At 38.5% G+C, this 21,298-nt stretch carries 18 protein-coding genes; 4 read left to right on the forward strand and 14 right to left on the reverse strand.

The window, feature by feature from the left end; translation table 11 throughout:
• Positions 1–507: 507 nt before the first annotated feature.
• The 5 genes from secG to miaB all read right to left on the reverse strand — a co-directional run bounded on the left by secG (position 508) and on the right by miaB (position 5,417).
• Positions 508–870, reverse strand: coding sequence for a preprotein translocase subunit SecG (gene secG / locus QF042_RS00900; protein WP_307524401.1), 363 nt, complete (start codon positions 868–870; stop codon positions 508–510).
• 14 nt (positions 871–884) lie between these two features.
• Positions 885–1,943, reverse strand: a complete 1,059-nt coding sequence (locus QF042_RS00905; protein ID WP_307524403.1) for a hypothetical protein — start codon at positions 1,941–1,943, stop codon at positions 885–887.
• A 74-nt stretch (positions 1,944–2,017) separates the two neighbouring features.
• Entirely contained in the window at positions 2,018–2,530 is a 513-nt protein-coding gene (locus QF042_RS00910; RefSeq protein WP_307524404.1) for an LptE family protein, read from the reverse strand.
• Between the two features lie 134 nt (positions 2,531–2,664).
• Complete coding sequence (locus QF042_RS00915) at positions 2,665–3,912, reverse strand: sigma 54-interacting transcriptional regulator (protein WP_307524406.1); 1,248 nt, start codon at positions 3,910–3,912, stop codon at positions 2,665–2,667.
• Between the two features lie 86 nt (positions 3,913–3,998).
• Positions 3,999–5,417 carry a tRNA (N6-isopentenyl adenosine(37)-C2)-methylthiotransferase MiaB gene (miaB, locus tag QF042_RS00920; protein ID WP_307524408.1) on the reverse strand — a complete coding sequence of 473 codons (1,419 nt, stop codon included), beginning with the start codon at positions 5,415–5,417 and terminating at the stop codon, positions 3,999–4,001.
• 790 nt (positions 5,418–6,207) lie between these two features.
• Between miaB and QF042_RS00925 the strand changes: the two genes are divergently transcribed.
• The 4 genes from QF042_RS00925 (at position 6,208) to QF042_RS00940 (ending at position 11,441) form a co-directional block, all read left to right on the forward strand.
• The gene (locus QF042_RS00925; protein ID WP_307524410.1) at positions 6,208–7,995 is read left to right on the forward strand and encodes a hypothetical protein; all 1,788 of its coding nucleotides are present in this window, start codon (positions 6,208–6,210) and stop codon (positions 7,993–7,995) included.
• Between the two features lie 67 nt (positions 7,996–8,062).
• On the forward strand, positions 8,063–9,877 hold the full coding sequence (locus QF042_RS00930) for a hypothetical protein (RefSeq protein WP_307524412.1): 1,815 nt from the start codon (positions 8,063–8,065) through the stop codon (positions 9,875–9,877).
• A gap of 50 nt (positions 9,878–9,927) precedes the next feature.
• Positions 9,928–10,485 (forward strand): LemA family protein, encoded by a 558-nt coding sequence (locus QF042_RS00935; RefSeq protein ID WP_307524413.1) that lies wholly within the window; start codon positions 9,928–9,930, stop codon positions 10,483–10,485.
• A complete protein-coding gene (locus QF042_RS00940) occupies positions 10,485–11,441 on the forward strand; it encodes a DUF3137 domain-containing protein (protein WP_307524415.1) in 957 nt (318 codons plus the stop codon). The genes QF042_RS00935 and QF042_RS00940 overlap by 1 nt, the downstream gene beginning before the upstream one ends.
• A gap of 149 nt (positions 11,442–11,590) precedes the next feature.
• Here QF042_RS00940 and QF042_RS00945 read toward each other — a convergent pair whose 3' ends face one another.
• From QF042_RS00945 to gltX, 9 genes are all read right to left on the reverse strand, one after another.
• Positions 11,591–11,956 (reverse strand): response regulator, encoded by a 366-nt coding sequence (locus QF042_RS00945; protein ID WP_029274261.1) that lies wholly within the window; start codon positions 11,954–11,956, stop codon positions 11,591–11,593.
• 19 nt (positions 11,957–11,975) lie between these two features.
• Positions 11,976–12,560 carry a chemotaxis protein CheB gene (locus tag QF042_RS00950; protein ID WP_307524418.1) on the reverse strand — a complete coding sequence of 195 codons (585 nt, stop codon included), beginning with the start codon at positions 12,558–12,560 and terminating at the stop codon, positions 11,976–11,978.
• The gene (locus tag QF042_RS00955; protein ID WP_307524420.1) at positions 12,545–13,363 is read right to left on the reverse strand and encodes a protein-glutamate O-methyltransferase CheR; all 819 of its coding nucleotides are present in this window, start codon (positions 13,361–13,363) and stop codon (positions 12,545–12,547) included. The genes QF042_RS00950 and QF042_RS00955 overlap by 16 nt, the downstream gene beginning before the upstream one ends.
• 3 nt (positions 13,364–13,366) lie before the next feature.
• Positions 13,367–13,738, reverse strand: a complete 372-nt coding sequence (locus QF042_RS00960; RefSeq protein ID WP_307524422.1) for a two-component system response regulator — start codon at positions 13,736–13,738, stop codon at positions 13,367–13,369.
• A gap of 15 nt (positions 13,739–13,753) precedes the next feature.
• Complete coding sequence (locus QF042_RS00965; RefSeq protein WP_307524424.1) at positions 13,754–17,338, reverse strand: response regulator; 3,585 nt, start codon at positions 17,336–17,338, stop codon at positions 13,754–13,756.
• Positions 17,339–17,356: 18 nt separating this feature from the next.
• Entirely contained in the window at positions 17,357–18,199 is an 843-nt protein-coding gene (locus QF042_RS00970; RefSeq protein ID WP_307524426.1) for a sensor histidine kinase KdpD, read from the reverse strand.
• Positions 18,174–18,491 (reverse strand): PleD family two-component system response regulator, encoded by a 318-nt coding sequence (locus QF042_RS00975; protein ID WP_307524428.1) that lies wholly within the window; start codon positions 18,489–18,491, stop codon positions 18,174–18,176. The genes QF042_RS00970 and QF042_RS00975 overlap by 26 nt, the downstream gene beginning before the upstream one ends.
• Positions 18,492–18,595: 104 nt before the next feature.
• Positions 18,596–19,438, reverse strand: a complete 843-nt coding sequence (locus QF042_RS00980; protein WP_307524429.1) for a neutral zinc metallopeptidase — start codon at positions 19,436–19,438, stop codon at positions 18,596–18,598.
• Positions 19,439–19,602: 164 nt separating this feature from the next.
• Positions 19,603–21,111 carry a glutamate--tRNA ligase gene (gene gltX, locus QF042_RS00985; RefSeq protein WP_307524431.1) on the reverse strand — a complete coding sequence of 503 codons (1,509 nt, stop codon included), beginning with the start codon at positions 21,109–21,111 and terminating at the stop codon, positions 19,603–19,605.
• Positions 21,112–21,298 lie beyond the last annotated feature (187 nt).

The raw sequence follows: 21,298 nt of genomic DNA on the forward strand, positions 1-21,298 counted from the left end.
TGTTAAAAACAAAAGAGGCTGTATTATATTTGTGATTTCCATTCGAACTTGTCACGTTGAGCTTGTCGAAACGCTTTGCAAGGCATCTAACAGGTCCTTCGACAGGCTACCAATGACGTTATTTTACAAATTACTATTAATCAGCATTTTAATTGCTTTCGCATTTCCATCCAGCTAGGCCATAGCACGGTATCCCCGTTCTACTTAAATCCGGCCTAACAAATTTTTCGGGCTGCACTGTTCTGGCCGTACAACTGGCTTCAAAAGAAAAATTTTCAGCCGGCATTTTTTGTTTCTTTTTAATGCCAAAAAGAAAGAGCCCTTCGGCGGCGGTGAGCTGAGGCAAGACCATGGCGTATGGCAAAAAGAAATCAATTATTCGTCACTAATATTGATTCTTATAAATTATCCCTCAGGAGGACAATTCTATATTTATGATACAGCCTCGTTAAAACAAAAAGCTTTCCCTTTTGAGGAAAGCTTTTATAAAATACGGGTAAGTATTACTTATTTCTTTGTCGAATCTGTTTTAGCTGGAGTTGAAGCTGCAGGTTTAGTGCTATTTAAACTTCCGCCAAGTGGAGATGGTGATGGCGTTTTATCTAAACGCTCCTGAATAGCAGAGTTTCCAACTGCAGCAGTACCACCGCTAGTTTTAGCAATTGTAGTAACAGCAAGAGTTAATACTACGATTAGGGTTAACAATACCCAAGATCCTTTTTCTAAAACATCGCCAGTACGTTGTACACCAAACATGTTACTGGTGCCACCGCCTGTAGCTAAACCTCCGCCTTTAGGATTTTGTATTAAAACAAACAAGCCTAAGGCTACACACGCAATAATTAATAAAATGATTAAAAAGGTTACCATGGTAATATTATATTTTATAATTTCTTTTCTATAGATTGGATAAGGTCGGCAAAGTAACGGCTTTTTTCCGGATATTTCAAACTTAATTTTTTATAAGTATCTATGGCTTTGTGATAAAGCATTTGCTCGATATATATTTTAGCTAAAGTCTCCGAAACAAGGTCGTAATTGTCTTCAGCGCTTTTCTTTGCCTTATTTTCATTATCTATCTGTTCTGGCTTCGGAGGCTTGATTGTTGGATCTTCTTTTAAGAATCTCTCAATAATTTCGGCTCCCTTTGCATCTTTAATTTCGGCAGACGGATATTCGGCTAAATGATCAGCTACTTCGAAAGGGGTTTGGATGTGAAAGATATGTTCAACATATTGCTGTTGAAACTCAGCTCTTTCTTCCTGTTGGTTATTTTGTGGCTGTGGTTTTACCTTAACGGTATTAGGATGAGCATAAGGCTGAAAAATCTGTTCGTGCTCTTTACGGGTTTTAGCCAACCACCATAAAAACGTATAAGGAAGCTTATCATCGTTATATTGTGAGACAAAATTCCTTTCAGGCTCATCAGGAACAACCGTTTCGATTTCTGGCGCTGCTGTAACCACATCTGTGCTTAATTTCTGCTCAAAGGCAAAGAAATCTGTAGCGACTACACTTTCAATAAAAGAATCGTCATCCGCAGGTAAGTCCATCAAATGACTATCTATACCTGGCAGGTTATTTGGTGTTTCTACGTTTACAGCTTGACTTATAGATGAAGGGGTATCTTCTGTAAATTCAGTTATTTCTTCAAAAAACTCTGCTTCGTTCTGTGTATGTTCAGTAACGGCTACATTAATTTCAGCTTCCTCTTCCTGCTTTTCCTCGCGAACTGAAACCATATTTAATATATGAAACAATACATGTCCCTGGCTATAGAGTGCTGCTTTAGGTATTGCTGATGCATTAGCCTTAGCTAACAGTAAATGAATAGGCTGAGCATATGGAAATTGCTGCACCATTTCCTGCAACATGGATACGTGCTCTGGTCCAACCTTTCCGGGTTGTGCAAGTAAATCTGCCAGTAGCTTTTTGTTATCCATTATCGAGGTTTGCCGCTAAGTTAAAAAAATGTAGGCGGGTTTTGAAAATTTTGTCTTTTAGAATCGTGCTTTATTTACCACTGCGCAAATGCACGGTTAAAAATATCTTCCGATAATTGTTTGTTAATATTTTCGATAGCTCCTGGCAATAACGTTTGAATTGGTGCCCCATTGATTGGAAAATCAAAATATCGGGTAAAGCTCTCTTCAAAACTTTCTTTTTCGTGTTCTTTTATATTATTCTTATACTTTACAGAAACGGTTATGGTTAATCTGTTTGCACCTGAAGTAGGTGTAGCACTATTTTGAAGCGCAACCGGCTTAATATCATAGCCCGTTATTCTGCCTTCAAATGATGCATCGCCTTCGCCCGTGGGAGAAATAATCAATTTGGTCTGATTACGGATCCGGCTCTTTAACGATTCAGTAATCTGGTTACTTAATGTTGGTACCACTAATGGTGCATTATTTTCAAATACCCGAACAACCACCGTTTTTAATCCTGTTGTTGATGCTCCACTGAATTTATAAGAGCATGCGCTCCATATTGAAGCAATAAGGATTAAAGCAAATATTTTTATTTTCATTAGTGTATAATTGTTTTTCAATGGTTATGAAGCGATCATGAGCCTATTCATCTCTGTTTGTGAGCGGTATGCTCATGATGGTTTCATCAGTTTATCATATTAATTATTGCTCATTGTTTTTAAAGGAGATGAAGCTATAAATTTAATTCTTTAATTTTTCTGTACAAGGTACGTTCAGAGATCCCTAATTCTTGCGCAGCGAACTTACGCTTACCCTTGTGTTTTTTTAATGCTTTTTTAATCAGGTCAGATTCTTTATCCACTAACGACAAAGATTCTTCTACCTCTTCGGCCTCGTGCGCAAAATAATCAGCATTATTATTGTTGTTGTTATTATTATTGTTTGGTGAAGGTTGCTGAATGGTAAAGGCATGCTCTTGCCCTGCAGGCAACTCTACATCGCGATACAGCTGATTGATATACTGTGGGTTATCTGCCAAAACGGTAGCGGTATTTCCACCGTGCTGAATAATTTCTGCAACTAGTTTTTTAAGCTCAACCATATCCTTTTTCATATCGAAAAGTACCTTGTACAAAATATCTCTTTCTGTAAAATCTTCTTTCGACTGAGAATTAATCGTCATGGGCAGGTTACTTCCAGCCTCATTAGGGATATAGTTTAAAATGGCCTGTCCGGTTACATTACGCTCTTTCTCTAATACACAGATCTGTTCGGCAATATTTTTTAACTGACGAACATTACCCGGCCAGCTGTAATTGGTTAAAACCTGAATAGCATCTGGCTCCAGGTGTAATGCCGGACTGCGGTATTTATCGCTAAAATCGGCGGAGAATTTCCTGAATAATAAATAAATATCTTCTTTACGCTCATGCAAAGCCGGTATGCGCAATGGAACGGTATTTAACCTATAGTATAAATCTTCACGAAATTTTCCGTTTTTTACGCGGTTGTATACATCAACATTGGTTGCAGCAATAATGCGGACATCTGTTTTCTGTACTTTAGATGAACCCACGCGTAAGTATTCACCACTTTCTAAAATACGCAGTAAACGTGCCTGTGTACCTAAAGGCAACTCAGCAACCTCGTCTAAAAAAATGGTTCCGCCGTTTGCTACTTCAAAGTAACCTTTACGTGCTTCATGTGCGCCTGTAAAAGAGCCTTTCTCATGACCAAACAATTCTGAATCAATGGTTCCTTCGGGAATGGCACCACAGTTTACGGCAATAAAAGCACCGTGTTTACGGGCACTCATTTGATGGATAATTTGTGAGAAAACCTCTTTACCACTACCACTTTCACCCGTTATTAACACCGACATATCCGTTGGTGCTACCTGGCTTGCAATATCGATAGCACGGTTAAGCAATGGCGAATTGCCAATAATACCGAAGCGTTGTTTAATATTTTGTGTATCCATTTATTCTTTCTAAAGTTACGTCACTCTGAACTTGTTTCAGAGTCTTTCTAGTTAAGATGCTGAAACAGGTTCAGCATGACGGGATTCTATGATACTATTTTACCAATTAGCGTAGCGGATGTGCATTTCTCGATATATACATTTGCATACTGGCCAGGTTTAACGCCTTCAATGGCTGGAAAAATGGCCATGGCTCCGCTGTCTCCTCTTCCACAATAATCGAGATCAGATTTTTTTGAAGTGCCTTCAATCAAAACCCGAACGGTTTTACCCACCCATTCCTGCAAACGCATTAATGAATGTGCCTGTTGCTTGGCCAAAATCTCAGCCAAACGGCGTTTTTTCACTTCTTCAGGAATATCATCTTCCAATTTACGGGCGGCTAAAGTCCCCGGCCTTTCAGAGTAGGTGAAGTTATAAGCAAAATCATATTGCACATAATCCATCATACTCAGGGTTTCTTCGTGCTCTTCCTCTGTTTCTGTGCAGAAACCAGCGATGATATCGGTAGAAATTGCACAACCCGGGATAATGTTGCGGATGGCATCAATACGATTGATATACCATTCGCGGGTATAAGTCCTGTTCATTAGCTCCAAAATACGGGTATTCCCCGATTGAACAGGCAAGTGGATATAGTTACAGATGTTATCGTATTTAGCAATGGTGTGTAAAACTTCGTCGGTAATATCTTTTGGGTGCGAAGTAGAAAAACGTACCCTTAAATCTGGACTAACCAATGCTGTTTGCTCCAAAAGCTGGGCAAAGTTTACGGTTTCTGTTCCATCTTCCGATGTCCAGGTGTACGAATCTACGTTTTGGCCCAAAAGTGTAACCTCACGGTAACCGGCTTCAAATAAACCTTTTGCTTCTTCTACAATCGAATGTGCATCGCGGCTTCGTTCGCGGCCACGGGTAAAAGGAACCACGCAGAAAGAACACATGTTATTACAACCACGGGTAATGGAAATAAAGGCAGTGATTCCGTTGCTGTTTAAACGAACCGGGCTAATATCTGCATAAGTTTCTTCGCGGGATAAAAGTACGTTAACCGCTTTATGCCCACTTTCTACCTGCTCAATTAAGTTAGGCAGATCGCGATAAGCATCGGGACCTACTACTACATCAACCAAACGTTCTTCTTCTAAAAATTTAGATTTTAAACGTTCTGCCATGCAGCCCAAAACCCCAACAATTAATTTCGGGTTACGGCGTTTTTCGACACCGAACTGTGATAAGCGGTTTCTAACCCTGGTTTCTGCGTTTTCGCGGATCGAGCAGGTATTAATGAAGATTACATCAGCCTCGTGATAATCCCCTGTGGTTTCAAATCCAGTTTCCGATAAAATAGAGGCAACAATTTCACTATCAGCAAAATTCATTGCACAACCATAACTTTCGATATATAATTTACGGGCATCAGCTTTAATTGGTGTCTCTAAAATTAAAGCTTCACCTTGCCTGGCTTCATCGTGCGTCTTATCCTGTACTTGTAAATCAATCATTATTTAAAAACATTTTGGGGATTGCAAAAATACATAAATAAAATTAAAAGTGACAAATTGACATATTTTGTTTAAATGTTTACAGAGGGATTATGATAAAACAGTTAGCAGCCTCAATTAATCCATATTTTAGATAGTTGAATAATTTTTAAGGGAAATGTATGGTTCGGTGGCTGTGGCGGGATGTTCCTACTACTATGAGGGGTTTTGCTTGCATAGGCATAGCCAATTTAGCCCTTGGCGAAGCGGTACCCTGCAGGCCCGGAGGCACGACGGCCGAAGCGTACAAGCGAAGCAAAGGAACAAACGATGTTTCTTGTACTGCCCTTGCGCTCCAAAAACTATTTTCACAAAAGACAATGTGATTAGCGCCTTAGAACTAGCCCCTTCTTACAGTTAGACAAAAGTTTTTGGAAATGTAGGGCTACGTGTCAATGGTGGGCTGCAGTCCCGCCCCCGCTTCTGCCCCAATTGAAAAAATTGTGGCATCCCGCTAAGGTCGGGTTTAGGTTACATCTGTTCTTGCTACTATGAGGGGTTTTCCTTGCCACTAGCCTAACCAATCTAGCCCTTGGGAAACAAATGATGTTTTTTGTACTGCACTTGTGCTCCAAAAATCTTTCTATTTAATAAACCCAAAACACAACAACCACCTTATGCAACGAGAAGTTAACTTGCGTTACTCAGAATCCTCGGCACTAAGATTGCTTCGTCGGTCCTCCTCGCAATGACAATGACCGGAGAAAACCTTTCTCTCCTTCATCTGTTACATATCGATAAGCCATAATAAATGACAGCTCAGCATAGAAATAAAGTTTGGATCTGGATAGGAAGCATATTCGGCATATTGATTTTAATTGTTGCATTTGGTGCTATGTTTTTAAGCGCCCGATGGAAACCTATATTGACTGAAAAAATTAAAGCAGGTGTTTATAATGGCTCTCATCACCTTTACCGGATAGATTTTAAGAGCATTAACCTAAACATAATTACAGGCAGCTTAGCTTTACGCGACGTTACTTTAATGCCCGATACAGCCGTTTTCGACAGCTTAAAGAAAAAACAATTGGCTCCTGCACATACTTTCGAACTTAAATTAAAGAAACTACAGATCAGCCGTGTAGGAATATTAACGGCCTACTTTAAAAAGCGAATAGATGTAAAAGAAATCCTTTTACAAAAACCATCTATTAATATGATTTTTAATAAAGTAGTCAAAAAACCCGATACTATAAAAGATGAAAAATCGCTTTACGAGCAGATTTCTAAAACTTTTAAATCGGTACATGTTAAAAGCATCAAAATTGTAGATGCAGATTTCGATTATATTAACAAAACGGCTGCAAAAAAGACCAAAAACTCAATCAAACATCTCGATATTACGGTGAACGATTTCTTGTTGGATTCGCTCTCGGGAAATGACACCACCCGGTTTTACTATACAAAAGATGCGTCTTTTCAAATTGCCGGTTATAAATCGGTAACGAAAGATAAAATGTACTCCATGAAAGTCGATACCATTAAAGGTTCTACCGCATCAAAAAAAATAATGGTTAAGGGATTTAAACTTACCCCATTATACAATGAGCTTACTTTTGCCCGGAAATATAAGATCCAGAAAGACCGGTATAACCTCAGTTTTGATAAAATAGAATTTAACGGGGTTGATTTTATAAGTTTAAATACTGACCAGAAACTACATGCAAAATCGTTGAGGATTGGCCCGGCAAATGTAGAAGTTTTTATGAGCCGCGAATCGCCACCCCCACCGGGCTTTGATAAAGGCCGAAACTACCCGCAAATGGCACTGAAAAGGTTAAACATGCCTACCCTGATTGATACAGTAAAACTGAGAAATGTTAATGTGAAATATGCTGAATTTAACCCGGCAAGCAAAAAAACCGGATCGGTTGATTTTAAAGCGTTAACGGGAAACATATTAAATGTAACCAACGATAGCTTACAATTAAGCAAAAAGAACCATGCTCTGGCCGATTTAAACGCGCTTTTAATGGGTACCGGAAAGCTGAATGTTAAAATCGATTTCAACCTTACGGATAATAATGGCGCATTTACGTATAGCGGCAACCTGGGCAGGTTTGATATGAAAAATTTAAATCCACTATCAAAATCGCTGGGCCTGGTTGAAATTGAAAGCGGCAATATACAACAGGTTGATTTTAAGGCGAACGGAAATTTAAGGTCTGCAACAGGATCGATGAATATGTTATACACCGATTTAAAGGTGAAATTACTATCGGATAATATTGATGGCAAAGGAACTAAAGAAAAAGGATTTTTATCTTTTTTGGCCAATGCCATTTTAGTTAAAAATGAAAATCCACAAAAAGGTGAAGCGCCAAGAACAGCAAGCATGACCAACACCAGGATTAATTCGGCCTCTTTTTTTAACCTGATGTGGAAAACCGTTTTTGTGGGCATAAAGGAAATTGTAGGCGTTGGAATAGTACCCGAAAAGAATCCGGTAAAACAGCAAAAAGTAATTGCCAAAAAAATAAGGGAACAAAAACGGGCAGACAGGAAAGCCGCAAGGGAAGCCCGGAGAGAAAAAAACTGATTTTACATTTTTCAAATATATGTTTATAACCGTATATTGCTAATAAAAACCAGCCTCCCATTTTTTAATGCCTGATACCAACAGATACCGTTATAAAGTTTTTAAATGGATTGCGTGTACACTGCTCAGTATTTTTATCATACTTGCAGGTATAGCCTGGTTATTAAATGTAAAATCTCGCCCTATTTTAACCGACAGGATCAAAACACTGCTCTATAAATCAACCGATAGTTTATATACCATTAGTTTTACCAAGGTTTCTACCAATGTTTTTACCGGAAATGCCACTTTACAGAACGTAAAAATAACGCCAGACACCAATCGGTTTAAGCAACTTATAGCCTTAAAAAGAGCGCCAAATAATTTATATACGGTTTCTTTAAAAAAACTGGTGGTTAAGCACTTCCACCCATTAACCTTGTACCGCGAAAAAAAACTTCAGCTGGAAGAAATCATATTTGATAAACCAGAGGTAACGATGGTTAATCAGCAGTTTGCTTTTAATGAAGGACGTGCGCCCAGGCCAATTAAATCGCCTTACGATATTATCTCCAAAAACCTGAAAGAGTTTAGTATTAAAAGCATCCGGTTTAAAGATGTAAGTTTTAAATACATCAATAAAAATATAGCCAATTCAATACCTTTCTCTATTGATGATCTCAATATTACCTTAACCGACCTGCTAGTGGATTCTATCTCTGCAGAAGATCCCTCACGTTTTTATCTGATTAAAGATATTGTGATTAACCTGAATAACTATGTATATCGTACCCCAGACAAAATGTATGATATCAAATTAGACAAACTGGATTTTAGGGCAACAACGGGTAGGTTAAGGATTAACAGTTTTGCTTTAGTGCCATTACATGATGAGATGAACTTTGGCAAAGTTGCCGGATATGCCAGGGAACGTTTCAATATTAAGATGAGCGATATTATGCTTAATGGGATTGACTTGCCACTGTACATCAGCAAACAAGAACTTTGGGCTAAGGAAATGGCCATTACCAATGGTTCCGTTTCGGTATTTAACCATAACGGGCTCCCCCAAAAACCACAGGAAAACAAGATTGGAAAATTTCCCCATCAACTTTTGCAGCTTGTTCATGCCCCTATTCTGGTTCAGAAAATCCAACTGAAAGATATAAATGTTAATTATGCGGTTTACAACAGTGAGAGTAACCAAAAAGGACGTATTACTTTTGAGCATACTTCGGGCATTATAAAAAACGCCACCAACCTCGAAAAAATTAAAGCCATAAACCCCATTATGGAGGTTAACCTAAACACTTACCTATTTGGTGAGGGAAAGCTTGATGTGAACTTTATATTTGATCTTACCGCTAAAGATGGTGCATTTTCTTACAATGGAGTTTTACATAATTTTAATGCGCGGGTTTTAAATCAGATTACTAAACCGCTTGGTCTGGTGCGCATTAACCGAGGAAGTGTAGATAAATTGAAGTTTAATTTTAAAGCGAACGATCGGGGTGCAAAAGGAACGGTGGCTTTCTCCTACTACGACCTTTCTGTAGCGCTGATGAAAAACGACCCTGAAAAAGATCACCTGGTTACCCGCGGGTTCCTTTCTTTCTTAGCGAATGCTTTAATCATCAAATCAGAAAACCCGGGTGCAGATGGAAAGCTGGTACCTGTAAGCGTAAATTACAGCAGGCCGGTAAATACATCTTTCTTCAACATGATCTGGAAGAGCCTTTTTACCGGCATAAAATATAGCATCGGTATTACTGAAGAAAAACAGAATGAAGTACGTGAGCATATTGCAAAGTTTAAGGCCATGCGAGCCAGTCATATCCAAAGGAAACAGAAACGATTAGAGCGCCGGATAAAGAGAGCGCGGGAACAAAATGAAAAGCGATAACATTTTGTAACCTTTTCTTATCTTTATTCTCTAAACCTTAAACTAAAATTATGATTATTGCCCTCGTTATTATCGGATTTATATTTCTTATTGGGATTTTCTTTTATAACTCGCTCATCGGGAAGAAAAACCAGGTAACCAATGCCTTCTCGGCCATTGATGTAATGCTTAAAAAGCGGTTCGACCTTATTCCAAATCTTGTTGAAGTGGTAAAACAATACACTACTTATGAGCAGGAAACCTTAACCAAAATAGTCGAATTGAGATCTAAAGCAGGCTCGCCAAACATTAGCAGTGCAGAAAAAGCAGATTTAGATGCGCAATTGAGCAGCAGTGTGAAAGGTTTGATGATTAATATCGAAAATTATCCTGATTTGAAGGCCAATACCAATTTTATTAACCTGCAAACCACCTGGACTGAAAGCGAAGAACAGATTGCCGCAGCCAGACGAACTTATAATGCTTCAGTAACAGATTACAACAATTCGATTATGATGTTTCCGGGCAGTTTATTTGCCGGAATGTTAAATTTTCAACCCATTGCCGTTTTGGAAACTGCTGCAGAGGAACGCAAAAATATTAGCGCTAAAGAACTTTTTAATAATTAATGTCGTTCGATATTGCAAATAATGTAGCCTTACAGCAAGTTTTGGCTACAATGGAAGTAGAGCGGAAAAGAATTGCATCTGCCCAAACCAAAGGATATATTTTTATTGCCGCGGGTATTCTGCTCTGTATTCTAGGCTTTTCCCTGGGCTTCCCTATTCCTGCCGTAATTGGTGGTTTAATACCCCTAGTTTACGGTGGTGTTTTGTTATTTAAGATCAACGATGCTTTAACAGCTTACCAAAATGCCTACAAAACCAATGTAATTGGTGCTGCCCTTAAGTTTTTAGACGAAAGTTTATCGATCAACCCTTCCCAGGGAATTGAAGCTTCGGAGTTTATGTACACACAGCTGTTTAGCACAGAGCCCGACCGCTATAAAACAGAGGATCTGGTAACCGGATGTGCGGATAAAACCCGGTTTTACTTTGCTGAGGTACATGCTGAATATAAAACAGTAATCCAAACAAAAAACGGAACCCGAACAGAGTGGCACGACATTTTTAGAGGAATTATCTTTGCTGCTGATTTCAACAAGAAATTTAATGGCGTAACCATTGTTAAACCAAAAGATTTCGGAGCTGCTTTTGGGGCATGGTTTTCAAAAAACCTATTTTCTTTTGGCAGTAACGATCTTATCCAACTGGAGAATGTAGACTTTGATAAGACTTTTGTGACTTATGGATCTGATCAGGTCGAATCCAGATACATCCTTACACCTGCCATGATGGAGCGTATACTAAACCTGAACCACCAAACAAAGTATAACATCAGTTTATCCTTTATCGAATCGAGGATGTATATCGCTTTCCCTTTGAACCGCAATTATTTCGAGGCACCTGTTTTTAAGTCATTGCTCAATCCTGAGACAGTAAATGAAGATATCTCCACCATAAAGTTTATGTATGATATTGTTAAGGAGCTGGATCTGAACACAAGGATTTGGGGAAAGGAATAACAGATTTCAAATAGAAATTCGTCATCTCGACTGAAGCATAGCGAAATGGAGAGATCTGCCACGATAGATTTCTCGACTTCGTTGCACTCCGCTCGAAATGACGACAATTCGAGTGGAGCTTTATTTCGAAAGTTTAGCTAGGCCTATGGCTAACTCAAATGTTTTTTCACAATCTCTTCGAGTGCCGCGATATCAAATGGTTTCGATAAGTAACTATCGGCACCAGCTTCATCAGCTAATGAAGATATATCATTATTGGCCGAAAAATAAATTACCGGAATATGTTTTAAATCAGGATGGTTTTTTAAAGCTTTAGTAGCTTGTATCCCTCCCAAATCGGGTAACCAATTATCCATAAATATTAAATCAGGCATATATGCTGCAACCTGTTCTTCTATGTTATTGGCATTTTCAGATGTTTTTATCTCATACCCGGCATCTTCCAAAATAAATGTACAGAGATCAAGGATATCCCTATTATCATCAAAAACAAATATTTTTTTTGTAACTATCATATTAACCTCCGAAAAGCAATTAATCATTTAACTTATTTATATAATCAGCCATATCGTGGCTATCTAATATTAAATGCGGCTCAACATTCAGAACCGCCTGCTGTGGCATAAAGGGCATTATTGCCGTAGATGGATTCTGTATAACTACCCTACCTCCAAAATTGTTTACACTTTTTAATCCTTCTACGCCATCAGCATTAGACCCTGAAAGTAAAATACAGACTAATTTTTCTTTAAAAACCTCAGCTGCTGATTGAAAGGTAACATCAATTGATGGTCGGGAATAATTTACTTTTTCAGAATAATCTAAAGATATACTTTGGTCCTCCTCTATCAGCATATGATAATCAGCAGGTGCAATAAAAACCTTGCCAGGGTTTAAAAATTCCTTTTCTTCTGCTTCGCTAACTGCCAATGTCGTCCGCGATTTTAATAAATCGGTTAAAAGAGATTCGTTACTTGCCTTACGGTGAACCACTAATACAATAGGGAAACTGATATCGTTTCTTAGGGCAGGAAAAATTTCGAGCAATACATCTAAACTACCGGCCGAACCGCCAATAATTAATGCACCACAAGATATAGAATCTACAGTTTCCGCCATATTTTCTCCATTTTAACCCTTTTGTATTCTTTGGCTTTTGGCCAGAACTCCAGGCTTTCTTTACTTCCCAAAGCAAGATACCCCAATTTCTCGATGCTACCATCAAATAGGTTAAATACTTTATGCTGCAAATCTTTATCGAAATAAATTAATACATTTCTACATAAAATCAACTGAAATTCATTAAAAGAATGATCGGAAACCAGGTTATGTGTAGAAAAAATCATTTTACTATTTAAGCTTTCATCAAATTTTGCCAAAGAGTAGTTCGCAGTGTAATAAGTAGAGAAATCTTTTAACCCACCAGACTGCAGATAATTTTCAGAATACTGCTTTAAATAGTTTAAAGGGAACATGCCTTTTTTTGCTTTATCTAAAACCGATGGATTAATATCTGTAGCATAAATAAGCGATTTATTGAGTAAATTAAGCTCTTTTAAAACAATGGCAAGCGAATAAGCCTCTTCTCCGGTAGAACAGCCCGCCACCCAAATGCGGATAAACGGATAAGTACCCAGCACGGGAAGTACATCATTTCGCAAAGATTTATAAAAGGAAGGATCACGAAACATTTCGGTAACATTAACCGTAATCTCCTCTAAAAAACGCTTAAAATATTGCTTATCTGTTTTAACTGTGTAACGAAATTCTGCAAAACTCACAAAATTATCCAATGCATAAAGGCGTATAATTCTTCTTTTTATCGATGCATGAGAGTATTCCAGAAAATCATAACCGTGAGTTTCTAAAACATCATTCAACAGGATTTCTACCTGTTCATTATCTATCACATCACTTATCACCTGCTATTCTGTAAAGTTTTCTATTTGCGTTAATAACTCATCTACATTTATCGGTTTTGAAATATAACCTGATGCTCCTGCGCTTAAGCAACGCTCCTTATCGCCAACCATAGCCTGAGCGGTTACCGCTAACACAGGTATATTCTGCATTTTAGCCGATTTCTTCATTACTGCAATAGCTTGATAACCGTCCATGTCTGGCATCATCATATCCATTAAAACAATGGCAACATTATCGTGCTTTTCCAGAATAGAAAAACCGTCTTTGGCACTTATAGCAGATAAACAATCAAAACCTTTGGCCTTTAAAACAGCTTTTAAAGCAAAAATGTTTCTGTTATCATCATCAATGATGAGAATTAATTTTTGAGGCATAAAATAAAAAATGGTTTATGATTTATGGTGATTTTCGTACAACCATACCCTTAATAACGATATCAGCTGATCCATATCTACTGGTTTGCTAATATAATCAGATGCACCTGCAGCAATACACTTTTCGCGATCGCCCATCATTGCTTTTGCAGTAACAGCCAAAATGGGCAGATTCCGGTATTTAATATCCTGCCTGATGGCTGTTGTAGTTTCGTAACCGTCTAATTCTGGCATCATCATATCCATTAAAACGACATCAATTCCAGGGTTTTCATTTAATAGTTTAAGGGCTTCTTTACCATCGGTGGCTGCTACAACTTTCATCTGGTGCTGTTCCAACATTTTGGTTAAGGAGAAGATGTTACGCACATCATCATCTGCTATCAGCACGGTTTTACCAAACAGTACATCCTGCAATTCGGAAAACTTTTTAGGTGTTTTAGTTTTTTCCTTGCTTTTTTCTTCTACCAGGTGAAGAAACAGGCCTGCTTCATCCAAAATACGTTGATAAGAATGTGCCGTTTTTACAACGATGGAATCAGCGTATTGTTTGATCCGGTTTTCTTCTCCTTTTGAAAGGTTTTTACCTGTGAAAATGATGATTGGTAAATTCTCTAAACCCGGCGTTTTCTTTACCACCTCCAGCGTTTCGTAAGCATGCTTGTCAGGAATACCCATATCCAAAATCACGCAATTAACCTCCGGCTTGTGCAGGGCAGAAACACTTTTGTTTACCTGGTTAACAATTTCTGTCTGAATATTAAAATTGCTTAAAAAATAACTTAAGGCCTTGGCATGTTGTTCATTTTCTTCTACAATAAGTACCTTTTTAGGGTGGCGGCTTAAGGCATGTTCTAGTTTTGAAAATATCTCTTGCATGTGCTCAAAAGCAAAAGGCTTATTTATGAAATCTACCGCACCTTTTAACAAACTTTCTTTCTTAACCTGTAAAGAAGACATGATGTGCACTGGAATTGGGCGTGTTGAAGGATCTGATTTCAGCTCTTCCATTACCTGCCAGCCATCTTTAACGGGCAATTGGATATCGAGTAAAATGGCAAGTGGTTTAAACGTTTTCGCCATTTCAATACCCGCATCACCACGAACGGCAACCAAACCTTTATAATTTCTTTTCCGGGTAAAATCTAACAGTGTTTTAGCAAAAGGAGTATCATCCTCAACAATTAAAATCACTTTATCATCAGGCTGAATATTATCGCGATCATCTTCAATCTCTTGCGGAATATTTTCGACTGTTAAATGGCTCACTTTTTTAAATGGAGCCTCTGCGGCGATTACCGGTTTGTCTACACTTGGCACAACACCATCAAAGCCTTTATTTATATCAATAGGTAAGGTGAGTGTAAAAATACTCCCTTCGCCCTCTGTACTTTTTAAATCAATATACCCGCCCAATAGTTTGGCCAATTCTCTACTAATGGAAAGCCCCAGGCCGGTGCCGCCAAATTTGCGGCGTGTAGAGCCATCTGCCTGTTGAAAAGCCTCGAATACCATGCCTTGCTTTTCGGGTGCAATACCTACGCCCGTATCGGTAACTTTAAATACCAATGCCCCTAACTTTTCGTTTTTATTGATATTTAGGGTTACAGTACCTATGGTAGTAAATTTAATGGCGTTTGATAGCAGGTTTTTAATAATCTGCTCCAGGCGCATTTTATCGGTATGAAAAAACTCAGGAACTTCTGCCGATTTTTCGATAATAAAGTTTAGGTTCTTCTCTTTAGCTAAGGGGTTAAACAGCGAACGCATGTTAAGAATGATCTCGTCAACCTTAATATTTGTTCTATCGAGCTCCATTTTGCCAGCTTCGATTTTAGAAAGGTCTAAAATTTCGTCGATTAAACTTAAAAGGCCCTGGCCTGAGCTTTGAATAACCGCTGCATATTCCTGATGCTCAGGATCCATAGCTTCATTTTCGGCCATTAATCTCGACAATAACAATATCGAGTTGAGTGGTGTTCTTAACTCGTGCGACATATTGGCCAAAAATTCTGACTTATACCTTGTACTCAGTTCTAAAGCTTCAGCCTTTTGCTGAATCTCTATATTGCGTTCTTCTATGAGCTCATTTTTTTCTTCCAATAAGCTGCTTCTTTCTTCCAGCTCCTGGTTACTTTGCAACAGTTCTTCTTGCTGTACACGTAATTCTTCTTCGCTGGCCTGAAGTTTCTGTGCCTGTGCTTCGAGCTCTGCATTTAAGCCTTCTAACTCATTGTGCTGAACCTGCAACTCTTCTGATTGTGCCTGCGTTTCTTCCAACAACTGCTGCAGCTTTTGCCTGTTCTGTGCACCCAATAAGGCGGTACCCACATCAGATAAAACCAGGTTTAAAAAGTGCAATTGCAGATCGCTGTATTTACCAATAGTGCCTAATTCTAAACCGCCTATTGAAATTTCATTTCTAATAATTGGTAGCACAATTACCTGCGCGGGTTTAATATTACCCGTGGCATGTGTAATGGTTAGTTCGTTCTGCGGAACATCATCCAACAATATAGGCTTACCTGATTTAACCGCCTGGCCAATTAAGCCCTGGCCAAGTTCCATGGTTTGGATTAGATTTTGTCGCTGTAAAGCATATTGCCCCTTCAAATGCAGGTATCCATCATCTTTAAATAAATAAATGGCACCGATCTGGCTCTTAGTATAAATAGCCAAAAACTCTATAATATCTTCTGCTAAATGGAAAACGTCTTTTTCGCCAACCATTTTTACGTTTAGGTTAGCTACGCCAGTTTGCAACCATTCATTCTCTTCTAAAGTATCGAAAGATTTTTTCAAGGATAATGACATTGTATTTAGCGATTCGGAAAGCTCGCCAATATCATCCTGGGTTTGGCTATCGAGTTTTACGCCATAATTACCATTAGAAATTTGATAGGCAATTTCTTTAATGGCAGCAATACGTTTCTCCATCTCGTATTTTTTATCTTCAATTTCCTGTTGAAGTTTAACACGTTCATCAAAATCAATTGATACTCTCCGGTAAAAAAACAAAGTGATGAGAATGGCAATAAGCGCTGCAATTAAAATCAGTACCGGGGTATAAGAAGTAAGTTTATTTAATTCGTTGGTTCTTTCTTCAAGCAGTCTTTTCTCTTCAGCTACCATTTTACTCACAATAGCCCTGGCCTCATCCATATAAACCTTGCCTTGAAACAAAACCGTAGGATCAATAACACCGCCCAAAGTTTTAATCTCTATGGTCGATTTAATAATATCCAGTCTTTTAAAAAGAATACTTTTAAGTGCGGCTACATTTTTTTGCTGTACGCTATTATCCCTGGTATCGAGTTCAACTTTCTTTAATATCAAAGCTGCCGAATCACTGGCGCCGTAGTAAGGCGTTAAAAACACCTTGTTTCCCGTTAATAAAAAACCCCGCTGACCAGTTTCGGCGTCTTTTAAATAGGATATAATACTCTCCGCATTTAATATCACCTCATCACTTTTTTTTACCAGTTCGGTACTTTTAATAAGGTTGTTAATACTTACATAAGAGGCCAGTGAACTAATAAATAGAATAATTAGCGATAAGCCAAGGCCTAAACGTAAATTATTTTTAAGAGTTGTTTTCATTATATGGATTCAGGATAATTAGATTTGATTTTTAAGGATTTCTTCTTCTGTGGTGGGGATAATGAAATAAAATTCAGAACCCTCGTCTGGGACACTGTTTACACCAATCGTACCCCCGTGGCGGTTGATGATTTCTGAACAGATATATAAGCCAATTCCCAGGCCATTAAACCGGTTACTGTTTTCTTCTACCCGATAAAATTTATCAAAAATTTTATGCTGCTGTTCTTTTGAAATACCAATACCAAAATCTTTAACGGCCAGATAAAGCTTTTCATCTTTAATATGTGTGGTTACATTAACCTGATTGGTGCCTGGAGCATATTTAATGGCATTGGTAATGAAATTGATTACAACCTGCTCCAACCGCATTTCATCACCAAAAATCATTTCATCTGTTTTGCCAAGCCTGGTGATTTTAAAATCAGGATTTGAATGTTGCAACATCTCAATCGCATTATTCACCATATCATCAGCGCAAAAGCGTTTCATGTTAAACTTCATCTTACCGCTTTCAATTTTAGAAATATCGAGCAGATCGACAATTAATTCGTTCAGTTTTTCGAGCTGGATGCTGGCTTTTTCGAGATGGTTCAGGGCCATGGTTTTATCATCTCTGTTAAGGCTGCGCTGCAACAGCTGAATATACCCTTTTACACTTGTTAAAGGCGTTTTAAGCTCATGGCTGGCAATGCTGATAAATTCATCTTTTTTATGCTCGGCCTGCTTTCGGAATTCGATTTCTTCAAGCAATTTTTCCTGCACCTCATTAAGCTTTCTATTCTGCTCGTAAATGCGATAAAATGTTTTTATTTTAAGGAGCAGCACATTAATATCAACGGGCTTGGTAATGTAATCCAATCCGCCGCTCAGGTATCCTTTGGTAATAAATTTTAACTCTGTATTTACAGCAGAAAGAAATATAATAGCCGTATCTTTTGCCCTTACTAAAACCCGAAATAGCTTCAGCTACCTCAAAGCCATCCATATCTGGCATTTGTACATCTAGAATAATCAGGACGTAGTTATTTTTTAAAACTTTTTTCAGCGCTTCTTCGCCAGATGATGCGGTATCAACCTCAAAATTATGTGCCTGGAGTACTTTCTGTAACGAGATCAGGTTTTCGGGCCTGTCATCAACTATAAGGATCATCTTTATTAAAACAAATAAGAAGCCGGGATAATTATGTTTGGTTTTGAGATAAAAATCTCATTAACTGTAAACAAACAATGCGATTTTAAAAAAGTTTTTATTTTTTATAAATTGTTTGAATTAAAGGTATCGCCTTGTTTAATATCTCCGGTTTCGAAGCCTTTTTTAAACCAGTACATGCGCTGCGCAGAGGTGCCGTGGGTAAAAGAGTCGGGTTGAACATCGCCTGTAGCCTGTTTTTGCAATTTATCATCGCCTATGGCATTGGCAGCAGTTAATGCTTCTTCTATATCACCTTCTTCCAATTTAAAATCTTTAAGATTTTGTGCATTGTGCGCCCAAAGTCCGGCAAAAAAATCGGCTTGGAGCTCTAATTTTACTGACAAACGGTTATATTCTTTTTCGCTAACCTGGCCACGCGCCTGATCTAGCTTTTCCGAAATTCCCAATAAATTTTGAACGTGATGGCCAACCTCATGTGCAATTACATAAGCCTGGGCAAAATCACCCGCAGCACCGAAACGGTTTTTTAAGTCGTCGTAAAATGATAAATCGATGTATACTTTATGGTCGCCAGGGCAGTAAAACGGCCCCACGTTCGCACCTGCATTCCCACAAGCGGTTTGCACAGCTTCCCTAAATAGTCTGAGTTTAGGATACTCATACTGTTTGCCCATGGCCTGAAATTCCTTATCCCAAACCTGCTCGGTCGATTCGAGAACACCCGATACAAACTGTGCCTGTGGATCATTAGCTGGTACGCCCTGCTTTACTTCCTCCGTCCCTGCAGTAGCTGGAATCTGACTCACCAAACCTGTTAAATCTTTACCAAAAATTAAGCCGAGCACAACGATTATTATACCAACGCCACCACCCAGAATGGTTTTTCCGCCACCACCACTTCTACCGTCTTCTACATTATTACTGCCTTTACCAAACCATTGCATAATATTTTTTTTAGTTTAATGTATAACCTTAATTACGGAACAATTGTTATACTAAAGTATAAATTATTTTTATTGATTTTATTCTTTCGCGTTGTGGCAAAAAAAAGAAGTCGGGTTTAAACCTGACTTCTCCTATTATTGCTTTGTACCCCCTTAGGCACATACTAGCTATTAAAAACAGCAATTGCCTTTGCAATCCTTGCTTTAGTTTCTGCTATGCCCAATAATACAGCAATATCAAAAACACCTGGTCCAAATTTACCGCCAACTAGCATAATGCGGAAAGGCAACATCAATTCGCCTGGTTTAAAGCCTTTTTCTTCGGCCAGAGCTTTAAATGCTGCTTCAGCAGAAACGGCATCGCTTAATATTAAACCATCGGCAAAAGTTTTAAAAAAATCAGCTTTTTCAGCTGTCCATTTTGGCTTTACCGAGTTTACGTCATATGCTGTTGGTGAAACAAAAAAGTAACTGCTCTGTGCCACAAAATCGGGCAATAGTGTACAGCGATCTTTAATTAATTCGATTATGGTGTTTAAAAAAGCTTCGTCTTTTACTTCAATTCCTGCTTTTTCCAACTCGGCTTTAACTGCCAAATGTAAACTGCCAACTGAAGACTGTTTAATCCACTCGTGGTTATACCACTTGGCCTTTTCAAAATCGAATTTCGCCCCTGCCTTACTAATTCTTTCTATCGAGAATTTTTCTTCCAGTTCTTTTAACGAGAATAACTCCTGGTCGGTACCATCATTCCAGCCTAAAAGTGCCAGCATATTGATAAAAGCTTCGGGCATAAAGCCCATCTCTTTAAATCCCTTGGTTATATCGCCTGTTTTAGGGTCGATCCAGTTCATGGCATAAACCGGGAAACCTAATCGGTCGCCATCACGTTTACTTAATTTCCCATGTCCATCTGGCTTTAAGATTAAAGGTAAATGCGCCCATGCAGGCATCTCCGCTTCCCAACCTAAATATTTCCAAAGTAAAATATGAACAGGTGCCGAAGGTAACCATTCTTCTCCCCTAAAAGCATGACTAATTTCCATCGCCCTATCATCAACCACAACGGCTAAATGGTAGGTTGGCATTCCATCTGCTTTTAACAATACTTTATCATCAACCAACGAGGTTTCGAAACTTACGTCACCACGGATTAAGTCGTTAAAATGTACAATTTCATCGGCTGGTACTTTAATACGGATAACATGTGGTGTTTTGGCAGCCAATAACTCTTCTACCTCGCTAATGGTAAGGGTTAAAGAATTGCGCATTTGCATACGTGTGGCCTGCCCATATTGGAAATTTGGGATTTCTTTACGTTTAGCATCTAAATCTTCCGGGGTATCGAAAGCGTAATAAGCATAACCATCGCTAATTAACTGTTCGGCAAATTTACGGTAACCTGGTTTGCGTTCGCTTTGGCGATACGGGCCATAAGCACCTGGCTTATCAGGACTTTCATCTGGTGTAATGCCGCACCAATCTAAACAGTTCACAATATATTGTTCTGCGCCTTCTACAAAGCGGTTTTGATCGGTATCTTCTACACGAAGTACAAAAGTTCCATTATTTTTTTTCGCAAATAAATAATTGAACAGGGCAGTGCGCACACCACCTAAATGCAAACCTCCGGTTGGGCTTGGGGCAAATCTTACTCTAACTTTCTTATCCATGATTAAGCAAAGAGCAGGGAGTTATCGGCTTAGAGCCATGGTGCAATCCATGCTCAATGCGCCATGCACTATGCTCGGCACAAAGATATGTTTTTCATCCATTTTATAGTGTTTTCATCTGTGATGAAGCTCTTATGTATTCAAAATGATTGCTATAAGGTTTTTGAAAAAGCATAATGGTTTTATG

This window comes from Pedobacter sp. W3I1 (genome assembly GCF_030816015.1).
Classification (GTDB): domain Bacteria; phylum Bacteroidota; class Bacteroidia; order Sphingobacteriales; family Sphingobacteriaceae; genus Pedobacter.

Bases quoted from the DNA above. Each gene is read 5' to 3' on its own strand.
- gltX (WP_307524431.1), bottom strand. From the start codon at position 21,111: ATGGATAAGAAAGTTAGAGTAAGATTTGCCCCAAGCCCAACCGGAGGT.
- secG (WP_307524401.1), bottom strand. From the start codon at position 870: ATGGTAACCTTTTTAATCATTTTATTAATTATTGCGTGTGTAGCCTTA.
- QF042_RS00950 (WP_307524418.1), bottom strand. From the start codon at position 12,560: ATGGCGGAAACTGTAGATTCTATATCTTGTGGTGCATTAATTATTGGC.
- QF042_RS00945 (WP_029274261.1), bottom strand. From the start codon at position 11,956: ATGATAGTTACAAAAAAAATATTTGTTTTTGATGATAATAGGGATATC.
- QF042_RS00965 (WP_307524424.1), bottom strand. From the start codon at position 17,338: ATGAAAACAACTCTTAAAAATAATTTACGTTTAGGCCTTGGCTTATCG.
- QF042_RS00910 (WP_307524404.1), bottom strand. From the start codon at position 2,530: ATGAAAATAAAAATATTTGCTTTAATCCTTATTGCTTCAATATGGAGC.
- miaB (WP_307524408.1), bottom strand. From the start codon at position 5,417: ATGATTGATTTACAAGTACAGGATAAGACGCACGATGAAGCCAGGCAA.
- QF042_RS00975 (WP_307524428.1), bottom strand. From the start codon at position 18,491: ATGATCCTTATAGTTGATGACAGGCCCGAAAACCTGATCTCGTTACAG.
- QF042_RS00935 (WP_307524413.1), top strand. From the start codon at position 9,928: ATGATTATTGCCCTCGTTATTATCGGATTTATATTTCTTATTGGGATT.
- QF042_RS00905 (WP_307524403.1), bottom strand. From the start codon at position 1,943: ATGGATAACAAAAAGCTACTGGCAGATTTACTTGCACAACCCGGAAAG.
- QF042_RS00980 (WP_307524429.1), bottom strand. From the start codon at position 19,438: ATGCAATGGTTTGGTAAAGGCAGTAATAATGTAGAAGACGGTAGAAGT.
- QF042_RS00940 (WP_307524415.1), top strand. From the start codon at position 10,485: ATGTCGTTCGATATTGCAAATAATGTAGCCTTACAGCAAGTTTTGGCT.
- QF042_RS00915 (WP_307524406.1), bottom strand. From the start codon at position 3,912: ATGGATACACAAAATATTAAACAACGCTTCGGTATTATTGGCAATTCG.
- QF042_RS00925 (WP_307524410.1), top strand. From the start codon at position 6,208: ATGACAGCTCAGCATAGAAATAAAGTTTGGATCTGGATAGGAAGCATA.
- QF042_RS00930 (WP_307524412.1), top strand. From the start codon at position 8,063: ATGCCTGATACCAACAGATACCGTTATAAAGTTTTTAAATGGATTGCG.
- QF042_RS00960 (WP_307524422.1), bottom strand. From the start codon at position 13,738: ATGCCTCAAAAATTAATTCTCATCATTGATGATGATAACAGAAACATT.